This window comes from Cronbergia sp. UHCC 0137, from assembly GCF_034932285.1.
In the GTDB taxonomy this organism is placed as follows: domain Bacteria; phylum Cyanobacteriota; class Cyanobacteriia; order Cyanobacteriales; family Nostocaceae; genus Cronbergia.
Genome location: NZ_JAYGHC010000025.1, coordinates 1 through 19,492 on the forward strand (window position 1 = coordinate 1; position 19,492 = coordinate 19,492).

Genomic DNA, 19,492 nt, shown 5'->3' on the forward strand with positions numbered 1-19,492 from the left:
ATCTTGTGTGGTTTCAACTGTGAAGGTTTTGGTTGTTTCTCCAGTTGCAAAGGTGAGGGTTTCGGTTTTGGCTGTAAAATCTGTATTACTGGCTGTATCACCTGTATTTATGGCTGTGGATACAGTTACACTTTGATTAGCTTGTGCGTCTCCTGTGCGGGTGATGATGAAAGTGATTCCAGTTCCTTCTGTTGCTGATGCTGAAGCAATACTAAATACTGGCGCTGGGTCATCATTAGTTATAGTTCCTTTCGCTGCACCTGCGGTAGGACTAATAAGTGATTCACTTGAAGCATCACTTAAAGTCACACTAAAGGTTTCATCTGCTTCAAACAGACTATCTTCTGTTGTGGCAACTGTGAAGGTTTTGGTTGTTTCTCCTGTGGCAAAGGTGAGGGTTTCAGTTTTAGCTGTAAAGTCGTTAGTACTAGCTGTATCACCTTCATTTATGGCTGTGGATACAGTTACACTTTGATTAGCTTGTGTATCTCCTGTGCGGGTGATGGTGAAGGTAATTGCACTTCCTTCTTCTGCTGATGCTGAAGCGATGGAAAAAATAGAAGTCTCAAACCCAAAATCGTCAGGAGTAAGTGTATTAGCTTGGATACCTCTTAAAATTCCTAATTCTCTGACAGTACCGTTGATATTAGCCTTAACTGTTGTATCGTCTCCAGTTTGCTCTAGGATCAAGTCCGAAAATTGTTTAACTTGGGGGATGCCAGCAACTATGACTTTATCATCTCCTTGAGTAAAGTCATTGACTACCACAGGTACATCGGGAATAGCTGCACTGGTGAGATAGAAACGGTCTGCACCTGCGTCTCCTGTTAATTCGCTGCCTCCTTTGCCACCAAAGAGTAGGTCGTTACCTAATCCACCAAACAAGCGATCGCTCGCTACACCACCAATCAGAATATCATTATTTTCGCCACCTTCTAAAATGTTATTCCCTGTTGGGTTACTGGCATTTAGTATATCTTGACCCAAACCACCCCGGAGAATATTATTCCCTGTTCCACCAGATACAACTAGCTCATCGTCTCCTGCTCCACCTTCTAGTTCATTCTCACTACCTTCTAGCACAAAAAGGCGATCGCTGTCTTCTCCCCCATTCAGGTTGTTCTTACCTATACTGCCTACGGCAAATAAACTATCTTCTCCTATGCCTCCTATTAAAATATCATTATTGTTGGCTAAAAGGCGATCGTTCCCAGGTCCCCCATCAAGAGTGTTATTTCCTGCACCGTTGGAAGCATCTAAAATATCATCTCCCTCTAGTCCAAAGACTTCTTCATTTCCTGTCTGCACAAACAACTCATCATTATTAGCAGTACCATTAATAGCCATAATTATCCCTATTACCTACAAGATTTATTAAATACACACAATAGACATCTCATAAATATATTAATTTATCACTATTAAAACGTTATGAATATATTAAGATCAAATGAATTACTGAATATTTTTTGGATTCGGATGTGTGATTTCTTTTTTGGCATACATGATTTTTAAATTTTCAGTGACGCTAAACCCCTCACAAAGGAGCGAAGAAACTGGAAATTTAGTTCCCTCCCCTTGGCAAGAGGAGGGTTAGGGAAGGGTAAAACCCGGATTTACAATACCTTAGTCCCGCAAGGGAGGAGGCTATGCAAACACAAAGTTAGCAGATGTAAGACTACTAGATGTAATTCCCATCAATGATGCCAACTCGGTAGTACCGAGTTTCACTAAGGTGTTATTACCATCTTGCATTAATGTCAGTTGGTTGAACTGAGTCACACCAATACCACCAAGTCCCATCACATCTGTTCCTGGAACAAAGTCCATCACGATATTCTTGCTGGTTGGTAAACTAGCATTAGCAATCCAGAACTGGTCAGCACCACTACCACCGGTTAAACGATTACCACCTGCTTGACCGGCAAACAGTTGATCATTGCCATCACCACCATACAACCAATCATTCATGTTGGAGTAGAGTTTATCATCTCCAGAACCACCAAACAGACGGTTTTGCTCGCCACCACTGGTTAAGGTATCATTGCCAGAACCACCAAAGAGCATTTGACCTGAACCCTGGACTACTTCTAGATTATCCCCACCAGCAGCACCAAATAATTGATTGGCAGTTTGGCTTTCAACTATTTTCAGAGTATCATTACCTTCACCACCGTTGACATTGGTATTGCTGGCTGTGCCATTTTGACCGATAAACACACTATCATCACCCCCACCAGCAAAGACAGCAGAGTCGCTACCAACTAACACCAAGTCATTACCACTGCCGGCAAAGATGGTATTATCATCGGTTGAATTGATGGTGTCTGCACCATCTCCACTGAAGAAGGTTTGATTGGGTTGAATTGCTAGGTTATCATCACCAGTGCTACCGAAGTTGATAACTGCTGGTTGAGGTTGACCCACACCAGGAGCAAGATTGAGGGGTTGATCTAACTTTAACAGAATGATTTCGTTATTGTCTATCGCTGGAGGACGACCTACCGAGAAGGGATAGTTGTTATCGTTAGCAACCAAAATGGTGTCTTTGTCGATTACTATCACATTTTCAATGGTGACAAAGGGGAAATCAAAGGTAGTTTCACCATCTCCATTTAAGTCGTTGGGGTCTTGAATATTTAAGAGGTCTGCTACTTCTACCTTCTCAACAAAGCCGTTAGCATCTTTTTGGGAGATGTTAACTTTGAAGATTTTCTTGAACTGAGCATTTTCTCCTTGACCACCATCTCTTTCTATCACCAAGTATTCATTATCGTTGATGACGGCAAAATCACCAATAGCGTGATTGGGATTTTCCATTTTATAGAAACCTTGCAATCCTTGGTACTGCTTAGAATCTACATCAAATTTATAGATTCGCAGCGAACCAACTGGATCACCAAACACTGTTCCTTCTAATAATGGATAGAGGGTTTTTTCATCAGGACTAATAGCTAATCCTTCAAATCCTCTAGAACCTGCAAGGTTGGGGAGAATTTGTTCTCCCACGAATTGGTCACGAACTAAATCACCTGTACGGGGGAAGTCGGTAAAATAACCATCAACACCCAATTCGATAAACTGTTCGTATTCTTTTTTGGGGTCTCCTGCGTAGTCTGATGCGAGGAATAGTCCTTCGTTGCGGAAGGTGTAGGGATGTACTAACAAGTTGGCATTATGGGCATCTTGGACTAGGGTTGTAGGAGTACCCAGGACTCTATCGGCTTCGTTAATTGTTCCATCATTATTTAAATCATCTGGTTGACCATCACCATTTGCATCTACGGTGTTAGCGGGAATAATTAACCGTTTGCTAGGACCAATACCAGCAGCGTAGTCTGCAATTTTATCCAGTTCTGCGGGTGTGGTAAGATCGCCGTATGTGCGGGGGTCGTTACTAACTACAAAGTCGTAAGGTCTTCCTGTTGCTCCACCAAATAATTGAACTAATGGTAGGTCAATACCGGCCGCAGGCATGATAACGTCATTTAGTTCTTGGAGATTACCAACTTCAAAGGATTGGATAAATACCCGGTTAGGATCAGTAAACTCCTCAGCTACTAAAGTATTAACAAGTAGTTCACCCAAGTTGGTGTTAATTGGGGTTGTTCCATCCAAAAGTGTTCCTTCTGTGGCAAAGAAAGTAGGGTGTTTGGTTTCTGGATAGATACCAATTTTCCGACCTGTTTCTGTTTCTACCTGTTTGACTAAATCAATGATTTCACTGAGGGTGGGAACTTTGAGGTTGTCGTTGTCGTATCTTGTCCCCCGCAGGGCTGGTAGACGTTCAATGGATTTGAGGGTTTTGATTTCTGCTAGGGTTAAATCCTCGGTAAACCAACCTGTGATGGTGCGACCATCAACGACTTTGGTTGTGAGACGGTCGGCAAATTCTGGACGTTCATTAATATCGGTGCTGGTATCTGTGCGGTTGACGCTACCATCGGCATTGAGAATGGCTAGGGCGTTTTCGTGACGGGCAATGAGTATACCATCTTTGGTGGCTACTAAATCGGGTTCGATGAAATCTGCACCATCAGCGATCGCTAATTTGTACGCTTCTAAGGTATGCTCTGGCCGTGAACCACTCGCACCTCTATGACCAATTACTATCGGTGCATTACCACTGAGGGTGTTAAATTCAGTCTTAGCTAAAACGGCTGGGTTTTGGGGCGATCGCACCAACTCACTCACAATTTTATCCCTGGCTGCGTCTCCTGTGCCTGGGAAGTCGGTAAAATAACCATCAACCCCTAAATTGATGAATTGTTTAAATTCCTCCTCTGGGTTGCCCTTATAGTCGGAGGCTAAATAACGTCCTTCGTTACGGAAGGTGTAGGGGTGTACTAACAAACCGTTAGCATGGGCATCTTGGACAAGGGAACTGGCAGGAAGGATGGTTTTATCGGCATCATTAACTACACCGTCACCATTCACATCATCTGCTGCACCGTCACCGTTAGCATCTACACCTTTAACGGAAACAATCATCCGTTTCCAAGGTCCAATTCCATCGGCATATTCAGCAATTTCTGCTAATCCGGCGGGTGTTTGCAAGTCTCCATAGGTGCGAGTGTCACCGTTAACGGTAAAATCGTAGGGACGGGCGTTGACATCTTGATAAATCAGTGAACCGTCCAGGGCAACATCATAGGCATCCAATAACTGTACCAAGGGGAAATCAACACCAGCCCCTGGCATAATTGTGTCGTTCAAATCTTTGAGATTGCTGACTTCAAAGGATTGAATAAATACCCTTTCAGGATCTGTAAACCCAGTTTCTTTGAGAGTATTAATTAAGGGTTCTTCTAAAGATAAATCCAGTTCATCGTGGAAAGTTGGATGTTTGGTTTCTGGATAAATACCGATTTTGCGACCTGTTTGTACTTCTATCTGCTGAACCAATTCGATGATTTCCGCTAAGGTAGGAATTTCATACAAATTGTTAAATACTTGAGGACGGAAGCTTTGGGGCATTTTTGCCCGTAGGGTTTTGATTTCTGCTAAGGTAAAATCAGAAGCAAAGTAGGCAGTGTATTCTACACCATCTACCATCTTGGTAGATTTGCGATCTGCACCAAACACCTCTGCTACGTTGGTGGTATCATCCAACATAGGTTCATGACGGGCAATTAATACACCATCCTTAGTAGAAACTAGGTCTGGTTCGATGAAGTCTGCACCGCGTTCAATTGCCAGCTTATAAGCGCCTATAGTATGTTCTGGTAGTTCACCACTAGCACCACGGTGTCCAATAACTATGGGTGCTTTACCATCTAGGGTATTTAATGTTGTTAGTTTAGGGGTAGGTATGGGAGCAGCTAACAATTTACCACTAGCATCGAAGTGGAGTAAATAGGGTCCAAATTCTTCCCCAATCCAGATTGTACCATCTTCAGCAAAGACAAAAGATTCAAGATCAAAGTCTGCACCGGTTAGTAATCTTTCGCTAGTTCCTTCATTGACAATTTTAAAAGGAACTTTGTTATTAGGGTCAGATAGTTGAATATAGTCTAAAATTTTAACAGTGCGATCGCCTTCGGCGGGGCTTTGCCCATCGCCATTTTCTGTTCCCTTAAAGCTGGGATCTACGCGATGAATCCGTAGCAAATAGTCTGAACTATTATCTTTACTACCGTAACCGTTATCTGAAAGGAAGTACAAGTTATTGCTATCAGCAAATTGTACACCACTGAAACCTTGAATTGGTTGTCCAGAGAAAGGAACTGTTACACCGTTGGTGTTACCCGTGATCTGAGTACCAGATTGGGGTCCATCACCAATTGTATTAGCAGGTAAGGATGCGAAACCTATTAATTCAGTCATGTTTTTAAGCTGCGGTTATTTTATTGACTGCTATTCAGAATGGATAAATGAGGATGAAAAGGCCAGACTTACCCTGATAACTGATGTAGCGATATCAATAATTCCATTCGTAGTTTAAGAGAACAATAACTTGTATAAAATAACTGGTTAAATAAAAGATTAAAAAGATTAACGGATATTAGAGAAGTCCACAAAAAAAGATGATCCAATCTTGTGGCATGGGCATCCTGCCCGTCCTTATTATACTTCGCAAGGGCATAAATTGAGCTTTTGCTTAAAAAGGATATATGGATTAGGACTTATGCAAAAAACGTCTCAAACTCTTATTTCTCCGTGTCCTCTGCGTCCTCTGCGGTTTGATATTCCGTAATTCCTATGGATGTAAAAGCGCAAATTATGGACTTCTCAAGTATACAATCCCACTCTTTTAAGGGTGGGTTTCCTCCTGCCTCCTGCCTCCTGCCTTCTGCCTTCTGAAACAGATTGGTTTTATTATGACCACTTTACAGCTAACATGGTGACATCATCAAACTGTGGTGCATCGGCGATAAAATCAAACAAGTGGGTTTTGATATTATTGAGTAATTCTTCAGCCGAATTGTAAGGCTGTTCTAAGAGCGATCGCAATCTTTTATCTGTAAATAATTTACCATCGGGGTTTTTTCCTTCCGTTACTCCATCGGTATAACCAAGCAATATATCACCGGGTTCCATCTGTATTTGCTGGACGTTAAATTTCATATTTGGCATCATTCCCACTGCTGGACCAGTTGATTTGAGTGTTTTTTTAATGCCGCAATTGTTGATAATATAAACTGGTTCATGTCCACCGTTGATATAGGTAATTAAACCTGTTTCTGGTTCTAAAACTCCAAAAAACATTGTTGCAAACATACTCAATTGCCAGTGATTTTGAGATACATACTGATTAGTGAGGTGAACTGCTTGCAGAGCGTTAATGTGAGCTAAATTGGTAGATGTAGATTTACCAATCCATCCATCAGGAACAGGCTGTTTTTCCTTTAAAATTTGATTGGCTATACCTTGCCATTGAGTTTCTGAAGAGAATATGCGAATTAAACTCCGCATCAAAGCCATAAATAGTGCTGCACCCACACCTTTATCACAGACATCAGCAATTACCAGCCCTATGTGATTATTCTTGTTACCATTGATCTCAAAGGTGTCGTAAAAGTCTCCAGCTACCTGTCTGGCAGGATGGAAGCAAGCCGCAATTTCACATTTGGGCGATTTTAGGAGTTCATAAGGTAGAAAATCTATTTGAATTTGTCGCCCTTTTTCTAATTCAGCATCAAGGGCTTTAGAATATTTGTTCAGTTTAGAATAAAGACGAGCATTTTCTAAGACTAGGGACATTTGATCAGCCGTTAGCTGCATTAATCTAGCAGTTTCTTCAGTAAAGTGTCCTGGTTGGGAATGTAGGAGGGTGATAATTCCTAGCAGTTCTTCACCTCTGAGGATGGGTACGGCCAAAACAGAACGGACAATATAAGGCTGATCTGGAAATGTCAACCAGCGATCATCATGATCGGTATCTATAATCAATCCCACTTGACGATTACGGACTACCCAACCAGCGAGTCCCTTATCTATCACATTGCCGATCAGACTTTTCCGCCTTTCTGGTGTCACTTCTGTCCGTGATAAAATTGCGTCGGATACTTTGCCTGAAGGCTCAAGTAAAAATAGACTGCCTTTTTCTGAGTTTGTTTGGTCGGTAGCAACATCTAAAGTAGCTTGTAAAGCCTCTTTTAGCACCTCTCCTTCAGTAGAAGACCGTGCCATTGCCACTAACTTTTCTAGCAATTTACTTTGGGCTTTAAAAGCAGCTTCTTCATTTCTGAGTTCTGCTACTTCCCGACGCAGTGATTCTAATTCACTATAATTGCTTTCTTCGTCTTGATTTTTAAAATCCATATTTCCCCGCACCCAATGATTCAAACTGTCGATTTAAACTGAGTTGTCCTAAATAGATGTTTGAAACCTTTGTTTGATAAACTACACCTGAATTGATAGAGAACTGATTTTGATTAAGCTTGTTTAATTGCTTAACTTAGGTAATTTAAATTTAAGTATTGTACCACCTATTTGCAATTAACGATGAAAATATTGCGATTGCGATCGCCCACGCGCTCATAAAGATACTGATCTACGCCTTCTAGGGCTAAAAATACGCCTAATCCACCCATTTGGCGATCTTCTAAAGATTTATTAAACTCTTCTTCTTCCACACTTACCTTTTTAGTGGGATCATATTCGTGGCCAGTGTCTTCAATGGAAATGGTTAAGTTTGACTCATTAATTTCGGCAGAAAGGGCTAATTCTCCTGTTAATCCTGCTTCATCATAACCATGTGTAATGATGTTGGTAGCTATTTCGTCCACTGCTAACCGCAATTTATAGGCAGCTTTTTTATTCAAATCGGCAGATGTTGCGGCTTCCATAACGAATTGAGCGATCGCACTCAAAGAGTCTAATGTTCCCAATACTGTTAAACTTTTCATAGAAATACTAGGTAAGTGGGAAACTCAGTCATTTTACTGCTGAGAGGGAAACAACTTGTGCGATTTTTAGTCGCAGTCAATTTATCTTGAAATTATAAATCTACTCGGTAAATGTAAAAAGAGTGTATCTTGAAAACATAAGATTTGTTTCGAGTTCACGAATTTCCTTGATTAATAAGTATATTGAATAACTTTTTGTATTGACATTAATAAACATTATAACTGAGAACAAGATCAATAAAACTGTAGGATTTACGCACTGTACAAATTGACCGTCATGTGTTTAAACGAAATTAGGTTGTTTCAGGCTTTGGAGGATGAAATTCAGATCAATAGCGATCGCTCAAGTGATAATTTATAAGTTCTCTTACTTGAATTTATTAAATAGTTCATTAAAGAAATCTTCTGCTTTTTCTTTTCACTTTACTACATTTGTTCTAAGCCTAGTTTAACAAATCTTGATTAGTCTTATAAAGTTCTTCAACTATTTTTAGCATATCTAATATTAAAAAATTCCAATCATCAGGGGTTTCAGGTAATAAATCATTTTTTTGGTTTGGGCGTAAATGAACTATTTGATTTCTCAAATTATTCAAATAACTACTAGGGCTAGTATTTTGTTCATTATTTTTGTTAGGATATTTATATCGGTAATCTATATTTATTGATTCCAGCAACTTTTTAAAAGAATCTTGAAATCTAGGTTCTAATTTTGTATTTTCAAAAAAATCATTATAAAATTCTTCAAGAGATTTACCCGTCAATCCCAATTTATCATAAAAAGGCTTGAAAAAATACAGAGGTTGTAATCTTTCGATGCACCTATACAAGTCCAAATAAGCAAATTTAAAATCAGAAGCTACATAACTCGCCAAAATATTTTCAAAAGGAATATATTTGTTTCCATTATCGAATATATTTTTAAACTCTTGCAATACTTCTGGAATATATGGTAACAAACAATAACCTTTACTTTCGGTTAATACAATACCTGTAATTTGACTTAATTCTTCTTTTTGAGAAAACCTGCTAATTATTTTATATAAAGCAATACTTGGAAAGTAATCTTTTAAGCCAAATCCATTAATTTCTTTCTCAATATTGATTTCTTTATATCCCTTTTCACTAATTTTCCACTCATGGTCTAAAATCTCGTCTAATATTGATATATCAGGATCTTTTTTAACAGATAAATCTAATTCATCAATAATGGCTACCCAAGAACCTGAATTAATATCTTCTTCTTTTAAAAATCTGGGACTTGGAGGTAAAAATTTATGATTAACTAATACCAAATAATTATCATTTTTATAAGTAAGCCAAGCACTATAAAAATCAGGAAATAAACGTACTTTATTATCAATTTTGATGTATGTCAACCAATCTATACAAGTATCATCACCATCAATAGTGTAGTTTTCTTGTGTAGTAACAACAGATTTTATTTTGTTTATAACATTTTCAATTGATATTTTTATTGTTCTGCTCATATTTTTAGTACATTTTATTCCAGCAAACAGCAAAAGAGTTAATTTCAGGTTCAGAAAAAATCACTTTAAAGGCATCTAAAAAAGCTTGTCTATGCTTCTCTTTAGGAATAAAACGTAATTTTTCTGTTAAAGTATCCAAAGCCAGAAAAGTATGATTTTGTTGAATATCCTGAACTTGAATTTTATCTCTAAGCTTCTTTAATTTTAAAATTATATTGTTAAAATTATCCTCTACTTGTGCATGGTTTTTTTCAACATTGCTTCCCAATAAACCAAAAATTTTTTCTGCACAAGCTACCATAAATCCAACTCTTACAATTTGATCATTAAAAACATAGCGAGTTTCGATCTTTGAAAGTAGTTGATCAATTTCAGTCATCAAGATAAAAATTTCTTCAAATTTATCAATAATATGTGCCGATTTTTCTCTGATAAGACTCATAATATCTAAAGCAGCATGATATTCAGCTAATTGTTGTTTTTTGTTAATTCTTACTTTTCGAGAAGTAAATGCTAAAAATAATTCAACAATTTCTGCTTGTTTATATAATTTTTGTGTTGATATCAAAGATTCTAAACTAGGGAATCTAGATTTTAACTTTTGTATAATTGGCTTAAAAACTATTTCTAGTTGTTTATCAAGTCCCCAAGGAATTTGACCAGAATTAAGTACCAACATTCTATATAATAAAGCAGCTTCATCTTGAGTAAACCAAAATTCAACTCTAAGATTATGATTAATCTCTCGGTGTTTTATAGCATCTTTTAAGGCTTGTATTCTTTGCATCCCATCTAAAATACTGATATCTTGTTTCTTTTTAATTAGTTTATAAAAATTATCTTCATTTATATTGTTAGTGGAAATACTACCTAAAACAATAGGCGGTAGTATTCCTCCCTGTAGTAAATCTTCCACCATTTGATTACGAATAATTTTAGCAGACCTAGTTTGTAAAACTTCCCTCTGCTCATCAAGGTTGCCTTTTTGTTCATGAATATCATTGATAAATTCTATAAAATCAGGGATTCTCACTACTGTAAGCACAGAGTAGCAATTAAGATTTGTATCTTCTTGAATATCAATTATTTTGAACTTCATAGATAGATCCATATTTTGTCTACTTATATAGATATTTTAACTATACACTCAATACTCACTGTTATGTTAATTATAATTCAGGAAAACTATAATCCCCTCTTACCTACATACAAAAGTGCAAGGTTTTTCAGACACAAGACGCTATAACCTTGCACCTACCGTCTTTTTTATGAGCTTCAAGCCTTGAATTTATCAGGCTTTTGGGTTTATTAAGCAACCCCTATATAAGTAAAAAAAAGGGCGTATTGTAATACGCCCCTACCCCCTTCTGCCTTATCCCAACGACAATTTTTAAGGCTCTTTTTTAGTGCATGTATGGCTATACAGTTTCTATTTTTTCTGCGTCGTATTTATCTAGCAAATAAACACTCTGGTCAAAGCCAGTCTTTTGAATGGTATCTAAAACATTTTCTTGAGCGCCTACGATATAAATATCAACTGCACCCATTTGTTGTTTAGCGAAGATTAACATCCGCAGCCCAGCACTGGCCATATATTCTAGTTCTTCCATGATAAAAACCAGACGTTTGGGATGTTGCTTAACAGCTTCTTCGATCTTAGCTTTTAAATCTGGTGCTGTATTTGCATCCAGTTCTCCACTTACAGTAATTTTAGCGATGTCCCCAATGGTTTCTAGAGTTGCGGTGAAAGCCATAATTTTCTCTTGGTAGTTAAATTTGTAGAAAAAGTGGAAATTTGGATTATTTACCAACTAGAATGACTACAGAGCGATCGCCCAATAGTAATCCCCCTTGATTTTCTAGTACGGGTTCTGTACCGGGTCGCCAACTATCAGGATTTGCGCCAGTATTGGCTGAGATATGCCATTTCATACCCAGAGGTAAACCAGGAATCTCAAACCACAGGGATTGCCAGTGCATATTCATGGCTACATAAATGTAGTTATCTTCGACAGTTCCCTGTTTGGCGTGTTTTCCGCACAGCATAAAAGCCAGAGTGCGACTACCAGCAGACCAGTCTGCATTCCAAGCCCTTGTACCATGCCAGGTAATATCTGCATAACCACTACCGACATAATCACGATTTTGGAAATGCCATTGATTTCTCAATACTGGATGGGCATTACGGAAAGCAATACAGTTTTTAGCGAATTGAAACAAGTCGTTATTGGTCTTTAACAAGTTCCAATCTAACCAGTTCAAATCATTATCGTGACAATAAGTATTATTATTGCCGTATTGAGTGCGTCCCATCTCATCACCCATGAGAATCATCGGCACACCTTGACTTACCATCAGTATGGCTAGGGCATTTTTAATCTGACGGTGCCGCAAAGCATTAATTCCCTGGTCGTTTGTTTGTCCTTCCCAGCCACAGTTCCAACTATCATTATCATTAGTGCCATCGTTGTTGTTTTCCCCGTTGGCTTCGTTGTGTTTTCCGTTGTAAGAAAACAAATCCATCAAGGTAAAACCATCGTGGGCAGTGATAAAATTAATGGAAGTAGCCGGCGCACGACCAGACCAAGCATACAGATCAGGAGAACCTTGCAGTCGTTGGGCAGCGTCCCCAACTGTACCATCTCCCTTTAAAAACTTACGGATGCCATCACGGTATTTACCATTCCATTCTGCCCAACGGCCGTAAGCTGGGAAAGAACCTACTTGATATAAACCGCCGGCATCCCAAGCTTCAGCAATTAGTTTACATTTAGCCAAAATGGGGTCAAAGGCTAAAGATTCCAGCAAAGGGGGATTTGCTAAGGGTGCGCCCCAGGGATCCCGTCCTAAAATCGCTGCTAAGTCAAATCTAAACCCATCAATATGGTATTCTGAAGCCCAGTAACGCAGACAATCCAATACTATCCCCCGGACAATGGGGTTATTACAGTTGAGGGTATTACCAGTTCCACTGAAGTTGTAATAATACCCTTCTGGGGTAAGCATATAGTAGGTCTTATTGTCAATCCCCCGGAAGGAAATTGTTGGACCATGTTCGTTACCTTCTGCTGTGTGGTTAAAAACTACATCTAGTATTACTTCAATACCATTTTTATGTAATTCTTTTACCAGTGCCTTCAATTCATCCACTTGCATCCCAAATTTGCCTGTGGCTGCGTAACCAGCTTTAGGTGCAAAAAAGCCAACGGTGCTATAACCCCAGTAATTATATAGGGTTTCACCGGTTTGGGGATTAGGACGACTGTTTTCAAATTCATCAAATTCGTAAATGGGCATCAATTCCACAGCATTGACACCCAACTCTTTCAGGTAAGAGATTTTTTCGCGAATACCGGCAAAGGTTCCTTGATGTTTTTCCTTCACACCAGAGGAGGAATGACGGGTAAAACTGCGGACGTGCATTTCGTAAATGATCTGATCTTCGGGGGGAATTTCTAAAGGGCGATCGTCTTCCCAGTCAAAATCATCAAAAGCAATTCTAGCACGGTGGTGATAAACATCATTCCAATCTGGAGTAACACCCCAAACATCCCGTCCACCAATAATTTTGGCGTAGGGATCCATGACTATTTTACTGGTATCGAACCAATGACCTTGCTGGAAATTATTGGGACCATCCATCCGATAGCCATATTCCAAATTTTCGTAATCAAGGTCAAAAACTGTCATACAATAGACGTTACCAATCCGAAATGCTTCGGGAAAGGAAATTTCTATTAATGGTTCTTTGGCGTGTTTCTTAAATAAGACTAAAGTACAGGATGTAGAGTGACTGGAAAAAATCGAGAAGTTCACCCCACCTGGTACTAAGGTTGCCCCGAAGGGAAATGGTTTTCCGCAACGTAATTTGAAGTCTTTGTAAGTATGCGTTGGATGAATATCAATTCGTTCCATATTTTTCTCAAGAAATCTAGATGATTGGCTGATTTACTTTTTTAGGACTTACGCAAAATATCTCTCAAAACCTCATTTCTCTGTGAACTCTGTGCCTCTGTGGTTAGTTTTTCAGTGATTTGTGCGTAAGTCCTATTTTTATTTGAGTAATTCTAATCCGGTGGCGAGAGTCTCACTGGTAATAAAATGCTCTAAAAATCCGGTTACAGACATAGTATCTTGTACTTCTTCCACTAAACCTACTAAGACTAATTTGCCTTCTTTGGTAGCGGTTTGACGATGTAAAGAAAGTAGCATTCGCAGTCCAGCACTGGACATATATTCTACTTCTGTCATATCGAGGAGAATTTTACTATTTGGTGTAACTAAGGCCAAAACTTCTTTAGTTACTTCTTGGGCTGTATTGGCATCTATGTCGCCTACAAGCACTGCTACATTTACGTCTTCAATGGTCTTGATGTTAATTTCCATATTGCCAAAGTTTACTAAATTCGTATTCGGGAAGGGGAAGCAGGGGAAGCAGGGGAAGCAGGGGAAGCAGGGGAAGCAGGGGAAGCAGGGGAAGCAGGGGAGGTAGAGAAAATATTTTTCTTTCCTATTACCTATTACCTATTTCCTATTTCCTGTTCCCTGTTCCTTGCTATACAGGCACAATTTGTACCTTAACTTTGACTCTTTCGCTCGTTTTGGGTAAAGTAACGGTTAAAGCCTCAGCATCGAAGTTGCTGTAAGGTTCTCCGTCAATTTCACATTTACCAATTTTCACGCTACCAGGAGGCAGAATATCTGGTGATACTCTGAGAATGTTATCAGGGAATCCACCGGGTATGGGTTTGAAGTAAAAGTCCATTGGCTGCTTAGTAATTAGCAGGTTGGTATAAACTGCTGCCAAATAGCACAATTCAAAAGAGTGATAACCACTCATGGAGTGAGAACCTTTACCCCGTTCGTTACCACCAGCTAGGTAGGGAATACCATTGGCTAGAACGTTAAAATAAACGCCACCTTCTTCTAAATCTAAGAACCAAGCATTGTAGAAAGCTGCGGCTTCTCTGGCTAAACGATGATATTCTTTGTTATTGAGTGTGCCTGTGAGGATCATATAAGCTAGGATGGCCTGTTCTTGTTGCCACCAAGCCTTGCGATCGTGCCAAACAAAGCGGTAGCTATCTTCACCTTCAGCTAAGGTTCTTTCTACAACGTCATACCACCCGCCACGTTGTTGATCACTACCCACATCTGGCATCAAATCAGCGATTTTTTGGGCTAAATTCACATAGCTTTCCTTGGCTTTGAGGCTTTGCATCCGCATCAAGTTCCAAGAAATTTTCAGGTTATGACCAACTACAGCCCGGTTTTGTTGCCATCCCCAGCTTTGATCGTGGGACCAGTCTTCATGAAACCGTTCTTGGACAAAGGGGCTATTGTCATAGTCAGGGAAATATTTTTCGATGGTGTCGAAGGTGTACTCCAACATATCGGCGTATTCTTGTTTACCTGTAGCCAACCACAGGTTAATTAAGTAAGCTGGAGCATGATCGCCAACGGAGTTCCAATTCTTTGTCCCTTTGTTGTGTCCCAGTGTTTCGCTGCGGGGATCAAGGGTGAGGGGGTCGAGGTGGGAGAAATAACCACCTTTTTCGGTTTTATCAAGGAAAAACTCGTTAAAGAGCTTAATGGTTTTCTCAGTGTCATCCATAATCCGTGGATCGCCTGTACAGCGATAGGTTTGGATGGGTCCAGCTAGGGCGTAAATTTGCTCGTAAGCGGGGATGGCGTAGTAGTCGTCGCCAAATTCGGAAGCGAAGATTTTATCTTCTTTCTCTCCCTTGACATCAATACCGTGATACCAGTAGACGATGCCTTCATCTAAGTCCACAAATCTCATGTGTTCCCGCAGGTATTCTGTACCTCTTTCGGCGGCTTTGAGGAAGCTATCGTTGCCGGTCATCATGAATGCGGTGGCGAAACCATATACTAATCGGGAGATGGTATCGGTTTCTTGGCGGAAGTTGGTGGTTGATTGAATGCCGCTTAGATTGAGTGTGGTGCGATAGTTGCGGTAGTCGTATTCACCTTCGCCAAATTGAGCTTTTAGGTAAAATTTACCCAGGGCGTTGACTTGTTTCACCCACCAATCTTGTTTTTCAAAGACGTAATCGGTTCTTTGACGACCAGCAAAAACAATCTGTTTGGCATCAAAGCGATCGCTATCTGGATAAAATACCCCATAAGTAAATAAATACCGTCCAGGTAACAACATCGCTCTCATGGCAGCAGTCGCATCAGGATAGCCTTCGTCAAAGTTCTGAATTACTTTAGCAAAAGCCATGGGACTAATCTTAACTTGGAACTCTCTGCCATCAGAAGTTTTTAGTCCAAAGGTGTCGCTGTTACCGTCATATTCGGTTACATAGCCAGCGATTAAATCTGAAAAGGTAAATTCTACCTTTGTGGTCATAATATTTCCTCTTGTTGTTAATAGTTAAACAGCTAATTTTTTTCAATCTCTTTGACAAAAACATCCATAAATTGGTCTACCATTCCTGGATGTTTGCCTGTAATCAAATTTCCATCTATGACTAAATCTGCTGTCTGATCTCCCTCATATACAACTTCCGCTCCAGCATTTTCTACATCACAGATAATGTTATGGGCGCAGGTAACTTTCCGATCTTTAAGTAAATCGGTATCTGCACAAAATAGCCACAGACTATGGCAAATTGTTCCTAATTTTAGATTATCTGTATTTGCTGCTTTTCTGAGAAAAACCACGGCTGGGGCTTGATTTTTTTCACCTTTTTTCACAGTTGCTTGATACCGCAACCGATCCATTGCATAAGCACCTATACAAATGATCCCTTTATAGTCGGCAGGATCAATGTCTTTGACTTCTGTGGTGACAGTAACGTGATATTCTACTTGATCGTTTTCTGGGTTAGACCCGAAGTGTAGCTCTTTGTTTCCCCACAGGTGAGAAATATATTCTACTTCATAACCTTGTTCTGGGAAATATTCATTAAAACGGCGGAATTCTGTACCGTCAAAATGTTCTTCAATTAGTACACCTATTTTGCCTTTGTTTTCTGTTTTCATTATTTTTGTCTCACGCAGAGGCGCAGAGGCGCAGAGAGGAATCAAGAGGGTGGTCTGAATAGATGAAAATTACTGGGCTAGAAAACCGCCGTCTATGACTAAGGTGTGACCAGTAATATAGGATGCAGCATCGGAACAAAGCCAAATTAAGGCATTGGCAATGTCGGAGGGACTGCCGAGTTTTTTCATGGGGATAGCTTGGGCAAAGGCTTCTGTATGTCCACCACTAGCCATTCTCAGCATATCTGTTTCTATGCCACCAGGAGCGATCGCATTGATCCTAATTCCTGAATCTGCATATTCAAATGCCACACTTTTAGTCATGGTGACTACGGCTTGTTTGGAAGTATTATACAATGCCAAGCCTGGTGCAACTGACCTAAAGCCGTTAATTGAAGAAGTATTGACAATCACACCACTATTGTGTTTCAACATTTGCTGAATTTCGTATTTCATGCTCAAGAATAGACCCTTGAGGTTAATATCAAAAATGTGATTATATGAATCTTCACTTTGATCAGCTAGAAGTCCTGGTTGTCCTAAAATACCAGCATTGTTAAAGGCAAGATCTAAACGACCGTAGGTAGTTACTACCTTTTCAACCATTGCTTGTACATCTGAACTTTTAGAGACATCTGTTTGATGAAAAATTGCTTCACCACCGACATCTTTAATCAAATTTATTGTCTCTTCACCTTCATTTTCTCGACGACCTGCAACTAAAACCTTGGCTCCATTTTGGGCTAGGGTAATTGCGGCTGTACGACCAATTCCTGAAGTTCCGCCTGTTACTAAGGCTACTTTTTCAGCAAATATCATCATTGTTCTCCTTTACTTAATAAGTAAAATGTCTGAATCAGGATCTCCAGGATTAAAGGATTTACAGGATTAAAAAACAATACAGTTCAGTCAAAAATTTATTCTTATCATTTCTCTGTGTCCTCTGTGCTATGCCTACGGCACGCTACGCGAACGTTTAAAAAAGAGTTTCTGGCTTAACTGAACAGCCTCAACTAGATAACTAGCAACTTGAGTTAGTAGTTTGAGCAAAATTAGTTTTCACTCAAACTACTGTAGAAACCTATTAGGTTATCGCTTGATGATAAATTTCGTACATATGTCCATCTGGAGAGAACTCTTGTAATGGAATTTTACCACTCATTGCATTTTTAAAGAACTCTGCACTTTCCCATTGGGCATAATTTACAACCCTTGTTCCATCTAAACTCCTGTGTAAAGTAGAGGAAATAAATCCTGGTTGATGCTTCACATAACTTTCCAGGTACTCAACAATATTATTCAAAAGTTCTTGCTGCTTCCATGTTTCTACTTGAAACACCACAATTATAGGGAACACTTGGGAACTCTTGTTTTTATCCAGAGCAACGATTTTACCAGCAGCTTCACCCCAAGGGGTCATATCAGCGTAAACTCGCCATTCACTGACCTTATTACCCCGCATCCGATAAATATCACAGCAAGCTACCTTAACGTGCTTCTTACTTCCCACCATTTCATATTTAGCATCCATTTCAATGGTGATGATATCTGGTTCTATCCAAATTTTTCTGGCATCATGACCATAGAATTTGGCGGTATTTTTAAAGGTGTGTTTGAAGAAATCGACCACAGCATTGGGTCCATACATCGCTTCACCAGAACCGACTTTATACAGCAGATCATCAGTTAAATAAGTCTTGACCTTTTCCCAATCTTCCGCCATAATTGCGGCTGATAGTTCACCGATCGCTTGTAACTGTTCCGATGGCATTGGCACATTGCTATCTATAGCCCATTTCGGTCCAGCAGTTGACCATTTTGGTACAAATCCCTGAGCTACCCTTTGTTTACCTTCAGGATGTTCAGCAAAATGTCTCCGCATTGTTCCCGGAGGAATCATTTGCTTACCTTGGCTGAGTGTCAACACAGAAGCAGATGGGGGAACTGGAATTGAAGGATCAAATACTGGATTTACATCCATGAAAATCCGCAATTCACTAAATTTATCTCCCTCAACTCGGAAGATATCAAAACAAGGAAGTGAAACAACTGAACCATCTTTACGCCAGTATGTCACATCCATTTCTACAAAAACCGCATCCCCTTCTTCCCAGATCATTTTGATCTCGTGGTACACAGCGTCAATTTGACTGAAGAAGGCATCGGCTGATTTCTTAATTGATTCTTTATCCACACACACATCAAAGTTACCAAATTGATAAACTGGTGTGTCGGTGAAAAAAGTCACAAAACCTTCTGAATCAAAGGCTTCTCCTCTAGAAAACAACCGTTTAACTAAATCTGTATTTGTGCCAGAAATTGCTTCTGTTGTTGGTACTTTACCATTACCATTTGAGCCTTGTGCCATCAATTCACCCATCATTGATTCCACAACTTGGCCAAATACTAAATGAACTTTACCAAGTGCTGCTCCTAGTTCTTCTTGGCTTAATTCATAACCATTTTCTCTAGCAATCTTCACAAACTGCTCGGCTGTGTCAGCACCATGTAGTTTTTCTTGTAAATTTGGCTGATCAAACGCTGCTTGTAACAGATCAATTACTTTGTTTGACATCACTATACTCCTCAATTATTTTAATCAGGACTTAGGCAAAATATCTCTCAAAACCTCATTTCTCT

At 39.5% G+C, this 19,492-nt stretch carries 12 protein-coding genes and 1 pseudogene; all 13 read right to left on the bottom strand.

Features of this window, described 5'->3' with window-relative positions; genetic code table 11:
• The coding region (locus VB711_RS14435) for a Calx-beta domain-containing protein (RefSeq protein WP_323286796.1) at window positions 1-1,347 on the bottom strand (1,347 nt) is incomplete at its 3' end.
• 300 nt (window positions 1,348-1,647) lie between these two features.
• Window positions 1,648-5,817 (bottom strand): annotated as a pseudogene (locus VB711_RS14440) (glycerophosphodiester phosphodiesterase family protein); the annotation flags it as partial.
• A gap of 501 nt (window positions 5,818-6,318) precedes the next feature.
• Complete coding sequence (locus VB711_RS14445) at window positions 6,319-7,764, bottom strand: PP2C family protein-serine/threonine phosphatase (RefSeq protein ID WP_323286797.1); 1,446 nt, start codon at window positions 7,762-7,764, stop codon at window positions 6,319-6,321.
• Window positions 7,765-7,931: 167 nt separating this feature from the next.
• Window positions 7,932-8,351, bottom strand: a complete 420-nt coding sequence (locus tag VB711_RS14450; protein ID WP_323286799.1) for an ATP-binding protein — start codon at window positions 8,349-8,351, stop codon at window positions 7,932-7,934.
• Between the two features lie 443 nt (window positions 8,352-8,794).
• Window positions 8,795-9,841 (bottom strand): hypothetical protein, encoded by a 1,047-nt coding sequence (locus VB711_RS14455; RefSeq protein ID WP_323286801.1) that lies wholly within the window; start codon window positions 9,839-9,841, stop codon window positions 8,795-8,797.
• Between the two features lie 4 nt (window positions 9,842-9,845).
• Window positions 9,846-10,940, bottom strand: coding sequence for a hypothetical protein (locus VB711_RS14460; RefSeq protein ID WP_323286802.1), 1,095 nt, complete (start codon window positions 10,938-10,940; stop codon window positions 9,846-9,848).
• A 319-nt stretch (window positions 10,941-11,259) separates the two neighbouring features.
• Window positions 11,260-11,595 (bottom strand): STAS domain-containing protein, encoded by a 336-nt coding sequence (locus VB711_RS14465; RefSeq protein WP_323286803.1) that lies wholly within the window; start codon window positions 11,593-11,595, stop codon window positions 11,260-11,262.
• 46 nt (window positions 11,596-11,641) lie between these two features.
• Window positions 11,642-13,756, bottom strand: coding sequence for a glycogen debranching protein GlgX (gene glgX / locus VB711_RS14470; protein WP_323286804.1), 2,115 nt, complete (start codon window positions 13,754-13,756; stop codon window positions 11,642-11,644).
• 138 nt (window positions 13,757-13,894) lie between these two features.
• Complete coding sequence (locus tag VB711_RS14475; protein WP_323286805.1) at window positions 13,895-14,227, bottom strand: STAS domain-containing protein; 333 nt, start codon at window positions 14,225-14,227, stop codon at window positions 13,895-13,897.
• A gap of 169 nt (window positions 14,228-14,396) precedes the next feature.
• Window positions 14,397-16,217 carry an AGE family epimerase/isomerase gene (locus VB711_RS14480; RefSeq protein ID WP_323286806.1) on the bottom strand — a complete coding sequence of 607 codons (1,821 nt, stop codon included), beginning with the start codon at window positions 16,215-16,217 and terminating at the stop codon, window positions 14,397-14,399.
• 32 nt (window positions 16,218-16,249) lie between these two features.
• Window positions 16,250-16,852 carry a DJ-1/PfpI family protein gene (locus tag VB711_RS14485; RefSeq protein WP_323286808.1) on the bottom strand — a complete coding sequence of 201 codons (603 nt, stop codon included), beginning with the start codon at window positions 16,850-16,852 and terminating at the stop codon, window positions 16,250-16,252.
• Between the two features lie 69 nt (window positions 16,853-16,921).
• A complete protein-coding gene (locus VB711_RS14490; protein WP_416233578.1) occupies window positions 16,922-17,674 on the bottom strand; it encodes a glucose 1-dehydrogenase in 753 nt (250 codons plus the stop codon).
• A gap of 262 nt (window positions 17,675-17,936) precedes the next feature.
• Window positions 17,937-19,427: a nuclear transport factor 2 family protein gene (locus tag VB711_RS14495; protein ID WP_323286810.1), complete on the bottom strand. Its 1,491-nt coding sequence runs from the start codon at window positions 19,425-19,427 to the stop codon at window positions 17,937-17,939.
• Window positions 19,428-19,492 lie beyond the last annotated feature (65 nt).

Bases quoted from the DNA above. Each gene is read 5' to 3' on its own strand.
- VB711_RS14475 (WP_323286805.1), bottom strand. From the start codon at position 14,227: ATGGAAATTAACATCAAGACCATTGAAGACGTAAATGTAGCAGTGCTT.
- VB711_RS14490 (WP_416233578.1), bottom strand. From the start codon at position 17,674: ATGATGATATTTGCTGAAAAAGTAGCCTTAGTAACAGGCGGAACTTCA.
- VB711_RS14460 (WP_323286802.1), bottom strand. From the start codon at position 10,940: ATGAAGTTCAAAATAATTGATATTCAAGAAGATACAAATCTTAATTGC.
- VB711_RS14485 (WP_323286808.1), bottom strand. From the start codon at position 16,852: ATGAAAACAGAAAACAAAGGCAAAATAGGTGTACTAATTGAAGAACAT.
- VB711_RS14465 (WP_323286803.1), bottom strand. From the start codon at position 11,595: ATGGCTTTCACCGCAACTCTAGAAACCATTGGGGACATCGCTAAAATT.
- VB711_RS14480 (WP_323286806.1), bottom strand. From the start codon at position 16,217: ATGACCACAAAGGTAGAATTTACCTTTTCAGATTTAATCGCTGGCTAT.
- VB711_RS14450 (WP_323286799.1), bottom strand. From the start codon at position 8,351: ATGAAAAGTTTAACAGTATTGGGAACATTAGACTCTTTGAGTGCGATC.
- VB711_RS14495 (WP_323286810.1), bottom strand. From the start codon at position 19,427: ATGTCAAACAAAGTAATTGATCTGTTACAAGCAGCGTTTGATCAGCCA.
- VB711_RS14455 (WP_323286801.1), bottom strand. From the start codon at position 9,841: ATGAGCAGAACAATAAAAATATCAATTGAAAATGTTATAAACAAAATA.
- VB711_RS14445 (WP_323286797.1), bottom strand. From the start codon at position 7,764: ATGGATTTTAAAAATCAAGACGAAGAAAGCAATTATAGTGAATTAGAA.
- glgX (WP_323286804.1), bottom strand. From the start codon at position 13,756: ATGGAACGAATTGATATTCATCCAACGCATACTTACAAAGACTTCAAA.